Origin of the sequence: Actinopolymorpha sp. B9G3 (assembly GCF_040120725.1) — a bacterium.
Classification (GTDB): domain Bacteria; phylum Actinomycetota; class Actinomycetes; order Propionibacteriales; family Actinopolymorphaceae; genus Thermasporomyces.
Window position 1 is genome coordinate 122,204 of sequence record NZ_JBEEAB010000018.1, and the last position, 19,652, is coordinate 141,855.

General features: G+C 64.9%; 18 protein-coding genes and 1 pseudogene. 8 read left to right on the top strand and 11 right to left on the bottom strand.

Translation table 11 applies throughout. The annotated features are described in order from the left end of the window. Positions 1–55 precede the first annotated feature (55 nt). The 4 genes from ABNF93_RS26320 to ABNF93_RS26335 form a co-directional block, all read right to left on the bottom strand. The gene (locus tag ABNF93_RS26320; protein ID WP_349330871.1) at positions 56–2,383 is read right to left on the bottom strand and encodes a glycoside hydrolase family 95 protein; all 2,328 of its coding nucleotides are present in this window, start codon (positions 2,381–2,383) and stop codon (positions 56–58) included. Continuing rightward, positions 2,380–3,672 (bottom strand): enolase C-terminal domain-like protein, encoded by a 1,293-nt coding sequence (locus ABNF93_RS26325; protein WP_349330886.1) that lies wholly within the window; start codon positions 3,670–3,672, stop codon positions 2,380–2,382. Before ABNF93_RS26325 ends, ABNF93_RS26320 begins: the two co-directional genes overlap by 4 nt. Before the next feature lie 188 nt (positions 3,673–3,860). Next, a complete protein-coding gene (locus tag ABNF93_RS26330; RefSeq protein WP_349330872.1) occupies positions 3,861–4,895 on the bottom strand; it encodes an L-idonate 5-dehydrogenase in 1,035 nt (344 codons plus the stop codon). 159 nt (positions 4,896–5,054) lie between these two features. Next, complete coding sequence (locus ABNF93_RS26335) at positions 5,055–5,756, bottom strand: FadR/GntR family transcriptional regulator (protein ID WP_349330873.1); 702 nt, start codon at positions 5,754–5,756, stop codon at positions 5,055–5,057. A gap of 192 nt (positions 5,757–5,948) precedes the next feature. Here ABNF93_RS26335 and ABNF93_RS35040 point away from each other — a divergent pair. The 3 genes and pseudogenes from ABNF93_RS35040 to ABNF93_RS26345 all read left to right on the top strand — a co-directional run. After that, positions 5,949–6,116 (top strand): annotated as a pseudogene (locus tag ABNF93_RS35040) (helix-turn-helix domain-containing protein); the annotation flags it as partial. Positions 6,117–6,390: 274 nt separating this feature from the next. Beyond that, positions 6,391–6,939: a DDE-type integrase/transposase/recombinase gene (locus ABNF93_RS26340; RefSeq protein WP_349330887.1), complete on the top strand. Its 549-nt coding sequence runs from the start codon at positions 6,391–6,393 to the stop codon at positions 6,937–6,939. Between the two features lie 274 nt (positions 6,940–7,213). Then, the gene (locus ABNF93_RS26345; RefSeq protein WP_349330874.1) at positions 7,214–7,615 is read left to right on the top strand and encodes a GntR family transcriptional regulator; all 402 of its coding nucleotides are present in this window, start codon (positions 7,214–7,216) and stop codon (positions 7,613–7,615) included. Between the two features lie 368 nt (positions 7,616–7,983). Here ABNF93_RS26345 and ABNF93_RS26350 read toward each other — a convergent pair whose 3' ends face one another. The 7 genes from ABNF93_RS26350 to ABNF93_RS26380 form a co-directional block, all read right to left on the bottom strand. Then, positions 7,984–8,523: an alpha/beta hydrolase family protein gene (locus ABNF93_RS26350; protein WP_349330875.1), complete on the bottom strand. Its 540-nt coding sequence runs from the start codon at positions 8,521–8,523 to the stop codon at positions 7,984–7,986. Between the two features lie 236 nt (positions 8,524–8,759). Continuing rightward, positions 8,760–9,671, bottom strand: a complete 912-nt coding sequence (locus ABNF93_RS26355) for a phosphotransferase family protein (protein ID WP_349330876.1) — start codon at positions 9,669–9,671, stop codon at positions 8,760–8,762. A 260-nt stretch (positions 9,672–9,931) separates the two neighbouring features. After that, entirely contained in the window at positions 9,932–10,474 is a 543-nt protein-coding gene (locus ABNF93_RS26360) for an HIT family protein (protein ID WP_349330877.1), read from the bottom strand. A gap of 371 nt (positions 10,475–10,845) precedes the next feature. Further along, on the bottom strand, positions 10,846–11,262 hold the full coding sequence (locus ABNF93_RS26365) for an SgcJ/EcaC family oxidoreductase (protein WP_349330878.1): 417 nt from the start codon (positions 11,260–11,262) through the stop codon (positions 10,846–10,848). 127 nt (positions 11,263–11,389) lie between these two features. Continuing rightward, positions 11,390–12,286 carry an acyltransferase domain-containing protein gene (locus ABNF93_RS26370; protein WP_349330879.1) on the bottom strand — a complete coding sequence of 299 codons (897 nt, stop codon included), beginning with the start codon at positions 12,284–12,286 and terminating at the stop codon, positions 11,390–11,392. Positions 12,287–12,942: 656 nt separating this feature from the next. Beyond that, positions 12,943–13,842, bottom strand: coding sequence for an aminoglycoside phosphotransferase family protein (locus tag ABNF93_RS26375; RefSeq protein ID WP_349330880.1), 900 nt, complete (start codon positions 13,840–13,842; stop codon positions 12,943–12,945). Positions 13,843–13,944: 102 nt separating this feature from the next. Continuing rightward, a complete protein-coding gene (locus tag ABNF93_RS26380; RefSeq protein ID WP_349330881.1) occupies positions 13,945–14,739 on the bottom strand; it encodes a RibD family protein in 795 nt (264 codons plus the stop codon). 588 nt (positions 14,740–15,327) lie between these two features. Between ABNF93_RS26380 and ABNF93_RS26385 the strand changes: the two genes are divergently transcribed. From ABNF93_RS26385 to ABNF93_RS26405, 5 genes are all read left to right on the top strand, one after another. Further along, positions 15,328–15,786 (top strand): AraC family transcriptional regulator, encoded by a 459-nt coding sequence (locus ABNF93_RS26385; protein ID WP_349330882.1) that lies wholly within the window; start codon positions 15,328–15,330, stop codon positions 15,784–15,786. A gap of 175 nt (positions 15,787–15,961) precedes the next feature. After that, the gene (locus ABNF93_RS26390) at positions 15,962–16,492 is read left to right on the top strand and encodes a DinB family protein (RefSeq protein ID WP_349330883.1); all 531 of its coding nucleotides are present in this window, start codon (positions 15,962–15,964) and stop codon (positions 16,490–16,492) included. A 319-nt stretch (positions 16,493–16,811) separates the two neighbouring features. Then, positions 16,812–17,315 (top strand): GrpB family protein, encoded by a 504-nt coding sequence (locus ABNF93_RS26395; protein ID WP_349330884.1) that lies wholly within the window; start codon positions 16,812–16,814, stop codon positions 17,313–17,315. A gap of 944 nt (positions 17,316–18,259) precedes the next feature. Further along, positions 18,260–18,985, top strand: a complete 726-nt coding sequence (locus ABNF93_RS26400) for a P-loop NTPase family protein (RefSeq protein ID WP_349330885.1) — start codon at positions 18,260–18,262, stop codon at positions 18,983–18,985. 160 nt (positions 18,986–19,145) lie between these two features. After that, the gene (locus tag ABNF93_RS26405; protein WP_332432291.1) at positions 19,146–19,478 is read left to right on the top strand and encodes a type II toxin-antitoxin system PemK/MazF family toxin; all 333 of its coding nucleotides are present in this window, start codon (positions 19,146–19,148) and stop codon (positions 19,476–19,478) included. Positions 19,479–19,652 lie beyond the last annotated feature (174 nt).

Below are 19,652 nucleotides of genomic sequence, written 5' to 3' on the forward strand. Positions count from 1 at the left end.
CGTCGACGAAGGACGGGTCCCGGGTGGACAAACCTATTGATCGTGAACTTCATCACTACGGGCCGATAGTGAACTCCGTTCGCCAGGGTCTCCCCGCTAGCAACTCAACCGACACAGGACGATCAGGAGCACTTGGGAACGCGACCCGGCATCTTCGCGTTGTGTCGGCGACCAGCTCCACCGTGGCGTGCCCCTCGGCCCATTCCGCCGACACTCCTACTCCTCCACGAGCGCGTAGGCCGCGATACCGCCCCTGAGACCAGGTAGCCGGAAGAGCAGCAAGTGGACGAATGACTCCACGGTTGCTCTGCAACAGCATTTCCGAAACAGCTGCGCCAATGCCGAAATTGGCATCAATCTGGTGGATTCCGCGCCTGGACTGATACAGGAGACCGCTCCCGATCTGCCCTGATTGGACTAGGTGGCGCAGGACCCAGTCGGCCTCCTCTGCATCGAAGAGGCGGGCGTAGAGGCAAGCCATCCACGCATGTGTCCATCCACCGATCGGGCTGCCGCCTGCTCGTCGGGCTGCCAGGCTCAGACTCGCCGCATCCGCAAGCTCCGGTGTAGAGACTGGGTCGATCTCACGGCCTGGATAGAGAGGAAAGAGATGTGAAAGGTGGCGATGACCGGGTTCCGGCTCCTCAAACTCCTCCGACCATTCCTGCAGCCGTCCGTCCCGTCCGATCGGAAATTCGTCCAGTTGATGCCGACATCCACGCACTTCGGAAACGAGCGGATCCTCGATGCCAAGCCGATCGGCGAACCCGAGGTATGCGTCAAAAGTCGTACGCAACAACGCGAGATCGAATGTGGTCTGCAGGTCGAAGTCGACGGTAGCGCCCGTATTGTCGACATAATTGTTCTCAGGTGAGGTAGAAGGCACGGCCCGCCGCCGGCCACCAACGTCAACCAATAGTGACAAACCGAGTCTGGCCGCCCCGGCTAGCACGGGTAAGGCGCGTTCACGAACGAACCCGTCATCGGGGCGGAACGCGTCATGTTCCACCAGTGCGGTTGCCGCCCACATGCCACAGGTCGGCGTCAGCGCCCAGGTTGGCCGATTCCGCCCGATGCCGACGGGCCAACTTCCCCGCCAGATGTCGGTGTTGTGATTGGCGCACCAGCCATCTAGCCCGAGCACTTCTCGAGCAGTAACCTCTCCCGCCTCCGCGAGTGTCGCAACGTAGTCCAAGAACGGCTCTGCACACTCAGCGAGGTCGGCATGCTCTGCAATCCAGTAATTCATCTCCACGTTGATGTTCGTGGTGTAACTCGAGAACCATGGCGGGTTGCGGTCCTCATTCCACAGGCCCTGAAGCGTCGCGGGCTCGGTTCCCGGCCGCGACGACGAGACGAGCAGATAGCGGCTGAAATTGTAGAGATCGGCGAACAGGCCAGGATCGGTCGCACCAGCGACGCTGCGGGCCACGCGCTCGTCGGTGGGGAGATCGGATTGGGCAGTCGAACCGAGCTCGACTGAGACCCGGTCGTAAAGGCGCCCATGGTCGGAAACGTGTTCGTCGATCAGTTCCTCCACTGCGACGCCGTCCAGGGCGGCTGCCTCCGAGATTGCGGTCGCCAACGCCGGTTGGAGGTCGCGGCCCGGTGGGCGGCGCCAGTTGTCGAAGGTCGTGGCCGTTGTCAGCCAGAGCAGCACCTGCTCGCCCTCGACCTCCATCTCGCCATCGCTAACTCTCCGTGCGCGCGCGTCACCACCGACCCGTACGACCGTGGCGAACCCAACCCCACCGTCGTCGCCGTAGCGAAGGCCGGGTAACGCCGGATCGAGATCTGGGACCATCAGACATGCGTCAGCATCGACCGTTGCCGGACCAAAACCAGTCATCGCCAGCGCAGGCCCGTCTATAAACGGTCGTGCAACTGGATGGGGCGACTCGAGTCGAACCTGGAAGGAGATCGGCGCGTCGGCCTGGATGCCGACTACCAGGGCGCGTCTCGTGCGGCTGACGAATGAACGACGCCGTACCACCACGCCATCGCTGCGGTACTCGCAACTCGCGATCCCGGCGGCGAGGTCGAGCTCAGCTCGATAATCCGTCCAGTCCGCGGCCCTGTCCGCTCGAAGGTACAAGTCGCCCAGAGGCTGAAAGGCATGGTTGTAGGGCCCTTCGAGATCGCCGACCAACGCATCGGCAGCGACGCGGTTATCGTCCAACAGATGCTCACGGATCCGGTCGAACGTCCGCGGCCCGTCGACCACGCCATGCTGTTGCGGTCTTCCCGACCAAAGGGTATCGACGTTGAGCGCATAGCGCTCGACCTGGACCCCGCCGAAGACTTTTGCGCCCATCCGTCCGTCGCCGATCGGCAAGGCTTGGATCCAATCGGGGGCAGGCTTGCGCCACTGCAACACCGTCATCGCAACGTCCCTCCGGCCGCCAAGGCAGCAGGAATTCCATTCGCAACAGCGGCTCCCTCTTGGTATGCCTGCAGATCCGATGGAAGCTCGATCGAAGCAGGTAGCGCGATTCCCGGCTCTGTCGGCGCTCGCAACATGCCGTCGGACCCGACAACGGGATCCCGATTCACAGGATCGGCGGTGACGAGTGACTCGTAATACGTCGTGTTCGAAAGTGCCATGCATAGATGACGGCTCGGCACCTCGGGGCTGTGGACCTCAACACGCAAGCGGTACGCATCGGCGAGGTGTCCGATCCGGAGCGCGCCGGTGATGCCGCCGCGCAGTCGTGCGCTTGCACGGAGCCCGAAGTTCGAGCAACCGGCGGCGACGAAATCTGCTGCGTTCATATGCGCGCCATCGGACGTCTCGGCAACCAGCAGCGGCACACCGACCGATTCGCCGAGCATCTTGTATGCAGTCACACTGAACTCACGTATCGGCTCCTCGTACCACAGATAGTTGGCATCTGTGAGCGCGCGGCCCACCCGGATCGCATCCGGAAGATCGAAGGCTGCCGAGCCGTCATACATGAGCGGATACGCCTGGCCCACATGTTCACGCAACGCATAGGCGAGTTGGATGTCACGGTCAGGGTCACCCCAGGCGTGTAGCTTGATCGCCGGGTAGCCAAGCGCCAGACACTGATCAGCCACATCGAGATACTGCTCAATGGTGTCGAAAGTCACGGTGGAGGCGTATGCCGGGAGTTCCGCGCGAAACCCACCCATCACCTTCCATGACGGCAGATCGGAAGCCCGTCCTGCGAGATCCCACAGAGCCACATCAAGCAGACCGAAGACGTAAAGCGGCAACTCCTCGGTTCGATCAAGGTGCCAGATCCGATCCCACCACCACTCACGCATCAGTGGGTCCTGCCCAATCATCTCGTTACGCAAATGGCGGTCCACTAGGTCGGCAAGCACGTGGGCCGCGTTGGGACGCGAGGCGAAGGCAACCCCCTCAACGCCAGCATCAGTGCGGACCCGTAGCACTCCCCCCTCGAACTCCAGCCGGGATGTTGGCAAACCTTCCCGCCACCTGTAGGGGACCCGCGGTGCGGGAATCCGCACTGGGACGACCTCAAGATCAGAGATCCGCACCTGCTGCGCTCCTTCGCGATTCACCTGACAGTTCCGGTTGTCATACCTCAGGAAAGATCGATAGTTACAGTCCAAACGCGAGCAAGAATCCTCAGAAGTTGTTGATCTCGAGGCGGAGCGCCCAGGTACTGAAATATGAGCTCGCATCGGCTGCGGCCAGCGCGTCCCCGCACTCCATTTCGATGAACACTTCGGAGTGCCGGCAGCATGCAGCTTCACCCGCAATCAGCGCGCGTCGCGACCTTCGTGGAAGTTGATTGATTTCAGTCACCTCTTCCTCGTCGAGGTCGATGGAGTCGCAGGCGCTGGACGTGAACGGCCTGCGGCGCTTGTCCTCAGTTGGCGCTCGCGCCGATGTTCAACAGGACCTTGCAGGACAAGCGGTCGGCGGCCGACCTGAAGGCCCTCTCCGCCTCCTGCAGTCGGAACTCGTGGGAGATCAGCGGTTCGGCGTTGATCTCGGTGGCGAGCAGGTCGATCGCCGCCGAGAATTCGAGGTGGAACCGCCACGATCCCAGTAGCTCGATCTCCTTGTTCACGATCGCGTTGCCAATCACCTCGGTTGTGCCGGGTGGCAAGATCCCCACTTGCACGATGCGCCCCGCTCGGCGGACAGTACGGATGCAGGTGTTGAGTCCCGGACCGGTGCCGGAAGCCTCGATCGCGAGATCGACTTGTTCCGGCCACTGGGTGTCCGCCTGGTCGGCCCGTAGTAGAACGTCGGCGCCCATCAGTTTTGCGTTCTGCAGAGCGGCATCGGTCAGATCGCTGACCAGGATCGTTCCCGCATCTGCCTGCCGCAGGGCCGCCACCGTCAAACAGCCGATCGGACCAGCGCCGGTGACGAGCACTGTGCGGCCGACAACATCGCCAGCTCGCCGAACGGCGTGAAACGCGACACTGAACGGTTCAGCAAGGGCAGCCCGCCGCAGCGACATGCCGTCCGGCAGCGGAAAGATCCGGTTGGCGGTCACCACCAGCCGCTCGGTGAACCCGCCCTGTACGTGTGGAAAGTGCGCCGCCGAACCGAGGTAGCGACTGGACGAGCACAGTTGAGGATTCCCGCCGAGACAGTCCACGCAGCTGCCGCAGACCTGGGCCGGATGGACTGCGACCGGGCTACCCGGCTCAAGTCCGACCACTCCCGCCCCGAATGCGGCGACCGTGCCGACTATCTCATGTCCGGGGATCAGAGGTTCGCGGATCACGAACTCGCCTGCAGCGCCGTCGTGGAAGTAGTGCAGGTCTGAGCCGCAGATCCCGCCGTACGCAACATCGACAGCCACTTGGCCCTTGCCGGGTTCAGGGGTGGGGTACTCGACGACTCGCACCCGTTCGGCCCTCTCGATCACGCAGGCCAGCACCGTCATCCCCCTCAAGTCAGGGCGACCCCAACTTCAGGCCGTCTCAGAGTCGCACCGACTGACCCAGGACCTATTGGTCCCGCAGAAGGCTAAACATCCAATGTTTAGCCTGAAACATTGGGTGACCATACGGTGGGCGTCACCACCCTGTCAACGGATCAAGCGTCAACAGGTCGGTGGGAGACCGGATTGGGCCACCCGCAGCAGCCAGGCTTCAGATGACCGAATGTGATCCTCAGCGGCTTGTTCAGCCTCCACACTGTTGCGGGCTACGAGTGCCGCGTAGATCCGCTCGTGCTCGGCCATAGTGCGCTCAGAGGCGTCAGCCTCCAATATGTCGCGCCAGACCCGTGCTCGGAACGCGGGATTGGAGACACCTCGGAGGACCGAGGCAAGCGCCTCATTACCCGAAACCCGATTGACCAGGTCGTGGAAGTCAGCGTCCAATCGAACGAACTCGGCATGGTCAGCGGCCGCCCGCATCTGACGGAGGCAATCGCCGATGGCGTGCAGCTGCGATGTCGTCGCCCGCATGGCCGCGATCGCGACCGCTCGCGGTTCCAGCAGTCGTCGCACCTCGACGAGTTCGAGCACTGCGTCGCCACGCATCAGCTCTGCGGCGAATCCGATGCCTTCAAGCAACAACTCGGGGCGCAGGCTCGTGACGTACGTGCCGTCGCCCCGTCGAACGTCGAGCACCCGGGCAGCCACCAGCGCACGCACCGCCTCCCGGGTGCTATTGCGAGCGAGCCCCAACCATTGCGCAAGCACCCCCTCGGCCGGTAGCCGGGCTCCTGGGTCAAGCTCGCCGGACATGATCAACTCGCGAATCTTTGCAATCGCCGTTTCGGTCGCTGACGCGTTCATTCCTTCCTCTCTCGCGGGGGGGCTGCGCTGGTGAGGTGTCGCTTGACTGTAGCGCCCGGCATCAGGTGCTCTTGTCCACTAGGGCTTCCGGATCACGGGTTGGGGTGACACCTGGCTCGGCCAGCCTGCGTGCGGGTGTGGGCCACGGGAGGCAGTCTCTGGATTGCTGAGATCTAGAGAGGGAGCCGTCCCGTGGCCCACGAGAACATTGTCTACGACCGTCGTGTCCGGATCATCGAGTATGCCGCCAGGATCGGTAATGTCGCCGAGGCGTGCCGGGTGTTCGGTGTCTCCCGCAAGACCTACTACGAGTGGCTGAACAAGGCCGGCCGGTACGGCTTGTCGGCTCTGCTGCTCCGGCCGCGGCGCAAGCCGCATCAGCCCAATGCGATGAGCAGCGAGGAGGTCGCGGTCATCTTGTCCGAGGCGATCGCCCGGCCCACCCTGGGCCCGAGGTCGCTGCTGCGGCACCTGCGGGTCCGCGGGGTGGATCGGTCCGCCTCGGGGGTGGCCAAGGTGCTGGCTCGGCACCGGCTTGGACTCGCCAAACAGCGTGTCGCTGCGTTGGCGAGCCTGACCGCGGCCGAGACCGGGCTGATCACCGCCCAGGCTTCAGGGCCCGTTCGGGTTCTGCCTGTACGCCGCCGCGCCGGGCCAGGTGGTGGCCTTGGACACGTTCTACGTCGGGCGGCTCAAAGGGATCGGGGCGGTCTGGCAGCTCACCGCGGTCGACGTGGCCACCCGGACCGCGGTCGTGGAGTTGATCGTCGGGGACAAGACTGCCGCCGTGGCCGCGCGGTTCCTGGACCACCTGGTCAAGGCGCTGCGCAAGCACGGCATCACCATGGCCGGGGTGCTCACCGACAACGGGCCGGAATTCACCGGGAAGGACTTCACCGGCCACGCAGCCCAGCTCGGGCTGTTCCACCATCGGATCCCGCCCCGCTCGCCCAACCACAACGCGGTCTGCGAACGGTTCCACGGCACCGTGCTCCGCGAGTTCTACCGACCCCACTTCCACCGCGGCCGAGTCGACGACATCGCCCTGCTGGACCGATCCCTGCAGGCATGGCTCATCGACTACAACCATCACCGCCCGATCCACTCCGACTACATGGCCGGCCGCACACCACTACAGGTCAAGAAACACCTACGGAGCCGGATCCGACAGACTCCAGCCTGACAACCAAGCAAGCATCTCAGAGACGCCGACCTGTCACCCCAACCCGTGATCCGGAAGCACTAGGGCAAGCGGTCCGCCGGCCCTCGCTATACGTTGAGTCCATGACCGCAGCTGGAACCCCGTCCGAAGATCACGATGATAGGCGCCGGCGGATACGTGTTCCCGTTCCGGCTGATGGTCTGCCTGAGGTGCTTCCGGCGACCGGCTTAGATGTGGTGCACTAGGAGGTCACAGTTGCCTTAGGAACGCTGAGAACGAGGAGTGACCAGGCTCGATGGCGCAATGGACAGGTCAACCGGCCTACAAGCAGGTTGCCGACGACCTTCGGGCCCAGATCCGCAGCGGTAAGCTGGCCGTCGGCGCGCAGCTGCCATCGATCGCCGACCTGATGCACACCTACGACGTGTCGATCACCGTCATACGCATGGCACTGAGCGAACTCCGCGCCGAAGGCCTCATCGACAGCCACCAGGGCAAAGGCAGCTTCGTCCGCGCCAAGCCATCCGGAAAGAAGCCCGCCCCCGCCCCGTCGCCGGAGTTCGAGGCCATCATGCGCAGTCTCGAGCAGGTCCATGACGAGATCCGTCGCATCGACAAACGTCTCGACCAGCTGGAGAAAGGTGCTGCAGGCAAGGGCACCCGGCCAACGAAGCGAGCTCGTCGACCCTCCGCTTGACCCGATCCACATCCTCCAGCACCACCGCCAACTCCTCGGCAAGCCTGCTGCGTTCCTCCTCCGACAACGCCATGCCCCGACCTCCGGTCGCCGTGCCCGAGCACCGATCGCCGCGAGCGAGATCCGGTCGGCTACGAGCATCCTCTGCGTACACCAGTAGCCTCCGGCAGACGCACGCGAAGATCCAATAACCGCTGGTAATGCCCTACCAGCAAGGACGCTCCGGCACGCCCACGTGCTGTGGCAGGCCGACGTCGCTCCACTTCGACAAGGCCATCAGGAAGTCGAAGCGGGGGACTTGGCGAAACGATCGGTCGCCGCAGTGACCGCCTCCGCCATCCCTGTGCCGTGCGTGCCGTGCTCGACGATCACCAGCTCTGAAACCTGCCAGGCGTGGTGCAGCACCCACGGTTTGCCGGTGAGTGCGCCGAGGCCGAGTTGCCCAGCCCGTGCACGATGACGCCGGGGATGTCTTTCAGCACGTGCCCTTGGCGGGCCAGCTGGTCGTCTGCCAACCAACAGCGGTTGCCGAAGTAGTGCGTGACGAGGCGGGCGAAGGCGAGCTTGAACCGGGGTTCCCAAGGCTCGTGCTCAACGTCGCGGCCGGGCGGGACGGTGGCGATGGTGTCCTCCCAGGCGCACCAGTCGTCGGCCGCTTTGCGGTGCACGGCGGGGTCGGGGTCCATGAGCAGGCGGTGGTAGGCAGCCGAGATATCGTCGCCCGGATCGGGTACCCCGGCGACGAAGCGCTCGTACGCCTCGGGGGCGAGGCCGCCGAAGCCGCGGATCAGCCACTCGATCTCGCAGAGTCTGCCGGTGGCGACGGCGGTCACGATCTCGGAGACGCGCTCCGAGTGTCGTAGCGCGTATGTCAGCGAGAGCGCCGAGCCCCAGGAGACGCCGAACAACCGACCGCTCCAGTCCCCACGACCGGTGGTGACCGGGGGACGACGTACGAAGCAGCACCGACCGTCTCGCGCTCCCGTAAGCGGATCCGCTTCCGTACGCCCGGCCAGGGTTCCGGCTCGCGGACGGCGACATGGGTGGAGTCTCCTCCAGCTACATGGCCGGAGTCGGTGCTCTTGAGCATCAACGCGTTCGGTGGTGACGTCAGCCCTACTCGATGTGATTGTCGCCGCGAGGCTTAGCTCAGGCGGCTCTCGCCTAGCCGTAGGTGTAAGTCGATGACGTCGGGTTCGCCGGCGCGGATGGTCCAGTGCAGCATGGTCAGGGTCCAGTGTGCCCAGTACATCCGGAGCAGGTCCGGTTCGAGCGTTGCGTCGAGGTAGTTGTCGAGGTGGTCGATCGCTTCTTGTTGAACGCCGTTGTGTCCGCCGGTGGGATCGAGTCGTGCCCAGGCGAGGTCGAAGCGCAGCTTGATGAGGCCGAAGTGTCGGTCGCCCCTTGCGACGCCGAAGTTCCAGTCGACAACGCCGGTGATCTTTCCGGAGTCGTCGATGAGCACGTTGGGGATGGTGTAGTCGGTGTGGACAAGGTCGTCACCGGTCATCTCGTGCACGGGAGCGGCGCCAACCTCGCGGATGATCTTGAGTAGCCGCCGGCTGCGGTCGTTGTAGCCCGCCAGGGTCTCGTGCCTGGGAAACTCTGGGCCGCTGTGCCGCAGATGCAATGGTGGCACGGGTACGTCGGGGCGGCTGGTGAGCTGGCCGGCGAACCGCTCGTTCATCGCTAGAACCGCATTGATCATGTCGGCGTCGGTGCGGTGTGGTGGCGTGCCAGGCAGGCGTTCTTGGACGACGCCGACGACCCCGTTGTCAAGCTGGACGACCAGCTCGTGGCGAGGTACGGGCAGTCCTTGGCCGCGAAGCATCGACAACACCTCGGCTGTACGACGCATCGTGTGCAGGCCGGCGTCATATGCGCGGGTGACGACCCCATCGTGTCCATCCGGCCAGCGGACGAAGACCGCGCCGCCGGTCTCACCCTGATCGGCCATTCCCGTAACGACCACACCCAGACCTGTGCGCTTGTTGATCTCCGCGACCAGGGTGTGGTGCTCTGTCGTGGCCGGTTTGGCTGTTGCGTTCTCACTCATTGCCGACCGTCCTCAGCAGGATAGGGAGCGCACTAGGCACAGGTGACGGTGAAGCTAACGCATCACCCTGGCACCTCTTGTCAGGGAGATGGGTTCCCAGCCAAGGAAACACAACGAGGGCACTCATCTCGACTACGACTGCCGGCGGAGGGATTGGTCGCCGTCGACGGGCCCGTCCGTTGAGGGATCGGCTGCCGACGCATGGCATGGTTCCCTTATCGGGCATGGCATGGAGGACTTCGAGCGGGTTGATCGCAGCGTCAGCGCTGCGACTCAGACGGCACCTGTTGCTCGCGCCTTATGGCGTCCGCGATCGCTTGCCGGTCCTGTGGAGATCGGTCGAATGATGCGCGCCAGCTAATCGGTCCACCTACGTACGGGTCGCCGGCGAACCGCGGGTGTAGGTGCATGGGGAGGTGGGGCATCGTGTTGCCGTGGATCTCGTAGTTGATCTTGGCCGGTGTGAAGAGGGTGTTCAGTGCTCGGGCTACGAGCATGGCTTCGTCCCAGAACTCGCGACGCTCCAGCCCGGGCAGTTCGAACGGCTCTACCACGTGGCGCCGGGCAACTATGCACACATAGCCCGGCAACGGAGCGCTCGGCCCAGCGCACGCGACCGATGCGGCGAACTCGACCAACACGTTCGTCGGGCCGCCATCGCGACAGATGGGGCATGCAGCCGTCGACTTTCGATCTTGCCAGTCCTGCGGTCTCGACCAAACCGAGCCACTGCCACTGGAGGGTTCTTGACTTCGACCGCCGTCCCGGGCTTCGCCTACAGCCATGACCAAGGAGTGTGCCATGTGACGAGTGGCGACTGTTGACGATCACCTGCGTGATCATGACCGCCGACATTGCGTCCTCCTTGACTGCCCGCAGCCATCGGATCGCCGTGCTGCGGACCACCCATGGCCCGCGGGAGCTCCCTCGCCGGACACCCGTATGCGTCGTCCTCGGCGTTGTAGTCCGGAGTTAGAGTGGCGATACTCGCGCGGCCGATGTCGTCCTGCGATCGCTTCGATCGAAAGGACGACAACGTGGTTGGCGACAGCGATGAGGGCCCGGTCGCGTCGGCGCTCGACGAACGCCGCCGCCGGGCGTTGGATCGTTCGAGGTTGTTCGATCGGGAAGCAGAACGCTACGACCGGTTCGCTTTCGGCAGGAATCCTTCTTGCTACCGAATCGGCATCGTCTGGGCGAGCGCCACCTGCCACCCCGCCGGTGTCTTAACGACGGCGTACGTGAGGGCTCCACTTGCGGGGACGTCAGCCTCGGCGCCTGGCCGATTGTCGTGGACCGTCTTGACGCAGCTGACGAGAGCAACGTCAGGGGTCAGACCGCGAATATCGACAACCTCGACGCTCGTCTGAACGTCCTTGAGCGCAGACCCCAGCGCGGCGCTCATCGCCGCGCTGAACGCATCCCGCCCGAACAACCGCCGGCCGGCGATGTTCACGATCACCGCCTCGGAGGTGTGCAGCCCGGGAAGCACGCTGGTATCACTCTGCGCCTCGTCCGCCCGCTCCACCAGTTCACGAATCGCTTGCTCGTCCGCTGCCGTTGGCCCGGCAACCGTGTCAGTTGCAGTCATACTCCAACTCTCCGACCTCAACCATCCTTGAGGTCAAGTCCTGGGGCGCGTGACATCGAGCGGAGTCAGCCCGCTGAGGGTTCCCCTTTCGGGCGCGGCCAACGTAGGAGCGGACCGGCGTGGTGAGTTAGAAGCGAAGCCATCCTGTTCGGTTGTACCAGTGTCCGCCGGCGAGGAGGTGGGTTACGATCGCGCGTTGGAGCGTCGTCTCCTGCGGTAGCTCATTCAGTAGATCAGTGGGCGGGTGCTTTCCTTCGTAGCGGCGGTGGAAGAGATGTTCCAGCGGTGCCCAATCGGCGGGCTCGCGGTCGGTGAAGCGATCGAATCGGCGTTGGAACTGGATGATGTTTGAGTCTTCGGCCAGGTACTCGGCCAGCTGGTCATCCATCAGCCACGAGTGGCAGCCGAAGGTCGCAGGTTGTTCGGGAAGGTGGTGAGGGAAGAAGGCCCGCGCCTGGGCGAACGAGTCATCGCACGCCTCTGGATGCAGCGGTCCGGCACCAGATGGGATGTGCGTTCCGATCCCTGTCTGTCCGGGCCTCAGTACGGGATGGTTAGACGGGTCGGGCGCGGGGAGGCCTCGCTCGAAGGTCAGGCGGCCGAGCTTGTAGTAGGTGCCGCGAAGGACCCGCGGAAGGTTCCATGACGCGTCTAGGCCGCTGGTGCCGGTGAGTAGTCGAGAACTGATCAACTCTTGACCGAGGTCAGTCAGGGTGGCCCAGGAAATGTCATCGGGAACGCCGCGGGCGGTGTGGAAGCGCCGCACGTGCGGAAGGACAGCCAGACATAGCCAGGCGTAGAGGTGTCGGCCAACCGGGCCGGTGGCGGCAGGGAGGGCGGGCCAACCGCCGGCCGGTGGCTGGCCCATAGTGGCCAGCAGCACGTGGTAGCCGCGGTCGAGGAGCCACCACAATTCTGGATGTCTGGTCGGGTCTGGTCGGGATGCGAGAGTCGTGGCTTGGTCGACGGGCTCAACGGCTAGCTGTGCCAGCTGGTCAGCCGCCTCGGCGTCGTCCGGCAGCACCGGACCCTCTGATTCTGCCGGCCGCTCGACCTCGCGCAGCCATGCAATCGTCCGGTCGGGCAGGTGGAGGCGGCGCTGTATCTCCGCTGCATTCAGGTGGGCGCGATGTCGCCACGGCGATCGAGTGGTCTCATCAGATCTTGCCTTCCCATGGAGGAGCCCCCACGAGTAGAGCTCGGCTGTAAGGGAAGGGGCACCGGCCAAGCTCGTGCCTGGAGGCTTCCCTCTCTCGCGAGGTTGCTGGTGACCCTCGGACGCGCCACTGCGTGGCGCCGCAGCATTGGGCGTCATCTCGTGCGAACAGATGGATGGACACGACCGGTCGTGCGCCTCCATCTCCGCACGCCACCGTCGAGAAGACAAGTCTTGTTTTGCCGACGACCGCCATGATGAAGTAGTGCTACCGACCGCCTTGAGGAGTACACGCGCGCCCGCCCGCTGCTCGCATTTGAGGCTGGCCCGGCGGGCACACGCGGGTAGGTGGCGATCGCGCCGTTCGGCGGCCAGCCAGTCCAACGCCAGCACTGCGACTGAGGGCCAATGGTCGGGGTGTCCGTTGGAGGGATCCCCAACCGGACACCGAACGGTACACCGGGGAAGTTGGTGTCTGTACGAGGTCAGGTTCTGTCGTTTTGGCCACGTGGCGGATGGGTCTCCTATTCGGCTGGGCTCTCCTGCCACGCGTGTTCGAGGTCGATGACTCGTTGGGTTATCTGTTGGCGTTCGTCTGGGGTATGGAGGTGGCCGTATTCGGGCCAGCCATACAGCGACAACGCCAGCTCGTTGGCGATGAGGCTGCGGCGCATGAGTAGTGCATCGACGGGTCGATGGCTGAGGTACTCGGCCAGCATCGCGTCGCGTGGCAGGGTGGCACCATCGGCATTGGCGCGGCTCCAGAGGAAAGAGAGATCCCCGGCCGGATTTCCGATGTGGACACCCTGCCAGTCGATCCAGATAATGTCGCCGTCGTCTTGGAGCAAGTTGTCGGCGTGGCAGTCGCCGTGGACGAGGCATTCCGGAAGGGCATTGATGGCTCGTGCGAGAGCTTCAGTGTCGGCCAATCCGCGCCGGGCGGCGGCTGCGGCGGGCGTGCTGTCCCAGTAGTCGACCACCGCACGGGTCGGCGGTTTGGCAAGGAGCCTCTGCAGCCAGGAGTCGCCGGTTCGCCATCGAGGACGGTCTGGAACGACGGTCGAATGCAGCGCTGCCAGTTGGCCGGCGGCAAGGAGCCAGTCCGAATCTCGCCACTTGGCTGCGTGCCGGCGAGTGCCACGCGCGGTCAGTAGTAGTGCAGTGAGCTCATCGGTATCGATGCTGTCCAGCAGGGTCGGCGTCGGGACGGGCACCGTGCCGGCGAGGGTTCGATAGAAAGTGAGTTCGCGGCGAGCCAGATGTTGTTCCTCGTCTGCGGCGGTGACTTTCAGGACCGCGTCTTGGCCGTCGACGTGGACACCGTAGACGCCGGATTGGGACATGGAACCGGCCAGTTGGGCGGTGGGGAGGTGTGGGTCGTGCCCGAGTGCGCGTAGCGCCTGGGCTGCTTTGGTGTCGGTCATCGAGGGTTACTCCTGCCGGTCGGGGCGTGATTGGAGGTAGTCGTGGAGCGCTGAGAGGTAGCGAGGTGTGTGCGGGTACGACAACAACCCCGGCGTGTCCGCTCAGGTGCCTTCTCGGAGGACTTCGTACCTGAGCCAGATCACCCCGTTGCTTTCGACCTGCGCGGAGATCAGCCGTAGCCGGGTGGGTGTCTGGCCGTCGGCGAGTTCTGGTCCGTCGAAGATTGTCGGTGTGCCGAGCCCACCGACAGCGGCGGGACAGAGGGTAAGACTGATCTCGTCGACAAGTCCGGCTCTCAGCAGGGCGCCATTGAGTCCGCCACCGGCTGTGGACTCGACAGATGTGACACCGAGTCGATCGTGCATCCGGCGGAGAGCAACGGCGAGATCGACCCGTTCCTCGCCGGCGACGAGGTAGCAGATACGCTGCTTGCGCAGGTAGGCAAGGTAGGGCCCGGGAGTCGCACGGGCCACAAGCACCAGGGCGTCGAACCCGCCACCACTCTTTCTATCCCAATGCACCCGGCCACGACTGTCGACGGCCGTGAACCATTTCACGTCCGGCTTCTCGACGACCTCCTCGGGGAGAAAGTCGGTGTAGAGCACGTCGGTTGGTTCGTCGTACTCGGTGGGGAGCCCGGTCAGCGGCCCAGCCGAGTCCGCGACCAACGAACCGCTTCCCTCAAGAACCGCCTGGTACTGATACAGGTCCACAGAGGAACGGGACCCGGCGGTCCCGGGTGGGCTTGGTGGCCACATCGATCCCCAGATCCGGCCTACGTCCTTGTCCATGAGACGGCTGTCGCGCCTGAGAGTGATGCGGCCATCCACCGACGCTCCCACCGCGACCACGACCCGCGGACGACCCATGCCGGCAGTGTCAGACTCCTGCTCCACCCCGATCCGCTCCTCCCAGCAGCCCATGACGTCGACACGGTATTGGGTTGATGCAAGATCCAAGGTTCTGTACAGCAGTGGCTCGTATCGGAGCCCATTGTCCGGTTGGAAACCTTGCAACGTTAGATGAAGGAACGTGTTGAACCCGTCCTGGTGATGCGACCGTCGACTTGAGTCTGTCGCCCGCCATCCAGAGTGGGCCTGGCGCGGTAGGTCGGTGGAACAACGGCCGCTACCGCGCCCCCGCCCATACTGCTCACCGTCACCCGCAGACTGGCTCCCCGCGGCTGCGCAGTGGAGTCCGCTCAACCAGTGGGTCTTCACCACCCTGCTTGCCGTGTCCGTAAGCCGATCTCCATCCGTACGCGGGAGGCTCCTCAAGCGGGCACACGAGGGTGCAATGTGGATCAGGGTGCTCAGGCTGTCGGCCAAGCGGCCTTGCGTCAGTCACCTCTCGCATGGTTGATCGGGCCCGACATGCGGTGTGCCACCTGACGCTTGATACTGGTCGGTAGCGTTCCGTGGGGTCATCGAGGAGACGAGAATGAACCAGGCCGCACGGCTCGGACGAGTCAGGATAGGAGCGCGATGAGGTTCGAGGTTGTCGACGTCGCAGGGATGCGCCTTGCCGGGCTCGGGCATCGCGGCCCCTACGAGCGGATCAGGGAAACGTACGCCACGCTGTTTCCTCGACTCGCTGCGCTCGGCCTGGACCAGCGGCCTGGGTTCCCGCTCGTGGCCGTCTACTACGACGATCCCGCCGTGACGCCTGAAGTCGACCTGCGGTCATTCGCTGCAGTGACGGTCGCCGACGGCGATGCGATCGGCGACTTGGAGGAGCTGCGATTGCCCGGCGGATTGTTCCTCCGCGGAGAGGTCGTCGGATCGCACGATCTTATCGGCGAGGCTTGGGGGACGCTGAACGAGCACCTGGCGGCGAGCGAGTACGCCAAGCGTGAGGCGGAAAGCTTCGAGATCTACGTCAGCAACGCCCCAGGCGTTCCAGACGACCGGCTTCGCACCGACCTCTACGTCCCCATCGCATGACCCGGCACCGGCACCGACGGTGCCTTCAGTCTTCTAGGCCGGGTTGTCAATCATCAGGTCGATACCTGACACACGACAGCGACCATGCGGGCGTCCGCAAGGGATCCTCGAGCGGACGCGACCAATGTTCTTGGTGTAGCCCGGGCACGCTCAGCGAACGTGTGATCATGGCGTTGTGACGAGTTGGCAGCCATTGGTGCGCGATTTGGTGCATCGCACAGAGCGGGAGGTGCTGGCTGTACTCGATGGTCTGGACGCATCCTGGCTCGACATCGCCGCTGAGCCGGGCACAAACTCGATCGGCTGGCTCGTCTGGCACCTGACCCGCAGCTACGACCGCAACGTCAGCGAGCTGCAGAACCAGCAGCAGTTGTGGCAGTCGGAAGGTTGGCATGCTCGCTTCGGTCGTGCTCCAGATGCCAACGACACCGGCTACCGGCACTCCGCTTTGCAAGCTGCAGCATTCCGCAGCCCGGGGCCGAATGTTCTTGCCGGCTATCACGTCGCCGTGGTCGAGATGATCGACGCATACCTTGACCGAGCTCCCGACGACGACCCTGATCGGTTGGTGACCAGCCCAACCCTCACCAATACCGCGAGTGTCCACCTTCGCCTGATCGGCGTCCTGGTCGAGGCACTTCAGCACGTGGGACAAGCCGCACTGCTACGCGGCATGCTGGAACGACAACGTCTGGATCTTGGATAAGCCTCGTACGTCAGGACCCCGGATCCGCCGTGGAAGCGCCGAGGCTGGTGGGCCGCGTCCGGTGAAGGATCCCTCACCGGACGGCCCGTCGACGGCCGCCAGTCGCGACACTGCCGGAGCCCTTGCTGTCGAAGCGGCCGACTCGCCCGTACCAGCCCGAGGGCCACGCACCGGATGAACTTCGGGTCGCCCTCGGCCACGCGGGTCATCCGTTCTGCCGTTCGTCCTCCTTTCCGGCCAGGTGGCGAACGGCCAAGCAGAGCGACCATCTGGCCGAGCGGTCAGTCGCGGTCGTCTACAACCCGACACAATGACTCTGATGGACAAGTCGCGCGCCGTGGTCGACTACGACCCTGCCTGGCCGGGTTGGTTCGACGAGATCCGGGAGTACATCGAGCCTGCCCTCACCGGCCATACGATCGGCATCGAGCACGTGGGGAGCACGTCGGTGCCGGGACTCGCGGCCAAGCCGGTCATCGACCTGGACGTGGTGGTGGCGTCGCGGGATGACGTTGCGGCAGCAATCTGTGCGCTTCAACCGCTGGGATACGTCCACCTCGGCGACCTCGGCCGCCGTGACCGGGAGGCCTTCCGGTCGCCAGGCCACCTGCCGCGCCACAACCTCTACGTCGTGGTCAAGGACAGTCGGCCCTATCTCGACCACGTGCACTTTCGCGACCACCTGCGTCGGCATCCCGAGGACGCGGCACGCTATGCAGCCCGGAAGCGGGAGGTTGCGCATCTCTACACCGTGGATCCTGACGCCTATGTCGAAGCGAAATCTGGCGTCGTGGCGGAGATCCTCGCGCGTGCCCGCCGGTGACGCCCCTCGAGCGGCGCGCTGTGCTCCCGGGGCGGCAGGTCGAGTGCTGCTGCCAAACTCCCGCCGCACGTCGTCAGCGTCGTCGACGACCAGACGCGCCGACGACGGCGAACACGCGGGTGTTCGCCGGCGGCCCATGATGCGAGTGGGCGACGTCCGGGGCAGCATTCTGCCCGCCTCACCGCATCCCGAGAGCCATCAGCCCAGCTTCTGGATGATGTCCAGCAGCACCGACAGCGCGACGAGGACGATCAGGACCGCCAGCGCCTGCCACACGTAGTTCGGGGGCTGCATCATCGCTTCTTCGACTTCCGCGGACGGTTCGCCTTCAGACGCTTGTCCTTCGGCGTCCCCTTCGACGGCTTGCCCTTCGCCATCAGCGTCTCCTCTCCACACCCCGGATCGTGCCCTTCCTAGCCGAAGCGTAGAAGACCCGCGCGCCCTTACGCCTCCCGCACGTCTTCTGCATCTCGCCTTGATGCGTCGGCCGGCCGTCGAACGCGCAGCAACAGCCGCCCGTGTCCATCGGCTGCCCGCGGTACACGCACGGCCCGGACCACCGGAACGCGGCGGCTGGTGCGGCAATCACGGCGTGCTTCACGCAAAGCAGGGATATGTCAGCCAACGCACTCGCCCTGACCGCGACATTGGTTGGTTGCCTGACCGTCGGAGGCTGGACCTGACTCGGACTGTCCGCAAGGGGAAGGTCAACCGTCGACACCTTGGGGAGCACGACGGCGACCATGCGGGTGTCCGCAAGGGATCCCTCAACGGACGTGGGAGGTTCGATTCCGGTCACCAGCAAACTCGGCCGACTGCCGCCCGCCGATCGACATGAGGACTCGACCGATCCGTGACTGCCTGCAGTCCAGTGCCTACGTCGACGAGGCGCCCGCGCGGCAAGCCAGGTGACGAATCGAGTCTGGTCTTGCCACAGTGTCCGGATGAACTCGGAGTTCGACACCCGCGACCGGACGAAGCCCCGACTGGCCATGCTCACCGGTACCTGCGCGGGCATCGGCAAGTCGACCCTCGCCGAAGGGCTCGCACACAGACTCGAGGAAGCAGGTGCGACCGTCGACCTGTTCGGCGAGCACCAGATCTTCACCCGAGCCGACTTCGCCGACGTCGCGCAGGCCTTCCGCAGCAGGGAGTTTCCGACACCCGAGCGATTCCTGCCCACGTATGCGCGGATCTTCGACGGCTTCCGGACCGCGAACGCCTGGGGCGTGTTCGACTGGCACTGCGCAGGCATGGCCGCCGATCTTCCGTGGGCGATGCGAGACCACGGTCGGCTCACACGGCTCTGCCTGGACGTACGCGAGCTCGCCGGCGACATGGATCCCGTCCTCCTGGACTTGGTCGGTGACGTACGGACGGCTACCGAACGCGCGCTTGCCCAACGCGGTGACGTCTGGGCGAAGCGTTACGCACGCCTCGCGAGTGCGGCCGGTCACACGTCCGGACGCATCGCCGAGCGGATCGCGGCGTGGTCGCGAGACCAGGGTGGCGCGCTGCGGGAACAGGAGCTCGCGGCCATGCGGTCGGCAGGCTGGCCGATCATCGAGTTGGACGCGACGGCATCGGTCGCCGAGGTCCTGGAGCAGGCGTTGGATGCTCTGGGGTTCGGCCGGCCCGCAGTGCTCCCGTCCTCACGCGGAAGGGGTTAGTGCGCTGGGCGTCCTCCATGCCCGCCGCCAAGCTCGAGCTTGTCGCGCCGCCCGGACGAGGGGGTGAGCTCGTGCTTCACTAACCCAGAGGGGTGAGCTCGTGCTTCACTACCCAGAGGGGTCGCGCAGTTCCGCCTGCCGTCCTGAGTCAGGAGGACATGTGCAACGTGGCGAAGTCTGGTGGGTGGAGTTCGACGAGCGGCGGCTGGTCGTACTGCTGGCGGCAGACGACGCGTCCAGGATCCGGGCGATGCAGGTCGTCACTCCTGCGGGCGTCGACATCAGCGGTCTGGGCGTCGAAGTGCAAGTAGGTGCCATGGAAGGACTGCCCTTTGAAGGCGTGCTGCGGTTCGCGTTCCCGCGCCCGGGCTTTACCCCCTGCACGTGGCTGACCACCGTGTCCCAGGACGACCTGATCGAGCGGGCGGGCGTCCTGTCCTCCGCGAAGCTCAGCGAGATAAGGGACGCCCTCCGTCTCGGTGAACTCGGGTAGGCGGAGAGGCGCCACTCACCATCGAGATCACGATCTACGGCTGGAGTACTAGGGCGTGTCCCGTAGATCTTGGTGGTCGAAGTTCGATAGATCATTGGTGTGTTTGATCGTCATGACTTGACTGATGAGGAGTGGCAGCGGCTGGAGCCGTTGCTGCCGGAGCAGCCGCGGCAG

Coding starts and splice junctions, on each gene's coding strand:
- ABNF93_RS26320 (WP_349330871.1), bottom strand. CDS start 2,383: ATGACGGTGTTGCAGTGGCGCAAGCCTGCCCCCGATTGGATCCAAGCC.
- ABNF93_RS26325 (WP_349330886.1), bottom strand. CDS start 3,672: ATGCGAGCTCATATTTCAGTACCTGGGCGCTCCGCCTCGAGATCAACA.
- ABNF93_RS26330 (WP_349330872.1), bottom strand. CDS start 4,895: ATGACGGTGCTGGCCTGCGTGATCGAGAGGGCCGAACGGGTGCGAGTC.
- ABNF93_RS26335 (WP_349330873.1), bottom strand. CDS start 5,756: ATGAACGCGTCAGCGACCGAAACGGCGATTGCAAAGATTCGCGAGTTG.
- ABNF93_RS26345 (WP_349330874.1), top strand. CDS start 7,214: ATGGCGCAATGGACAGGTCAACCGGCCTACAAGCAGGTTGCCGACGAC.
- ABNF93_RS26355 (WP_349330876.1), bottom strand. CDS start 9,671: ATGAGTGAGAACGCAACAGCCAAACCGGCCACGACAGAGCACCACACC.
- ABNF93_RS26360 (WP_349330877.1), bottom strand. CDS start 10,474: ATGGCACACTCCTTGGTCATGGCTGTAGGCGAAGCCCGGGACGGCGGT.
- ABNF93_RS26365 (WP_349330878.1), bottom strand. CDS start 11,262: ATGACTGCAACTGACACGGTTGCCGGGCCAACGGCAGCGGACGAGCAA.
- ABNF93_RS26375 (WP_349330880.1), bottom strand. CDS start 13,842: ATGACCGACACCAAAGCAGCCCAGGCGCTACGCGCACTCGGGCACGAC.
- ABNF93_RS26385 (WP_349330882.1), top strand. CDS start 15,328: ATGAGGTTCGAGGTTGTCGACGTCGCAGGGATGCGCCTTGCCGGGCTC.
- ABNF93_RS26395 (WP_349330884.1), top strand. CDS start 16,812: ATGGACAAGTCGCGCGCCGTGGTCGACTACGACCCTGCCTGGCCGGGT.
- ABNF93_RS26400 (WP_349330885.1), top strand. CDS start 18,260: ATGAACTCGGAGTTCGACACCCGCGACCGGACGAAGCCCCGACTGGCC.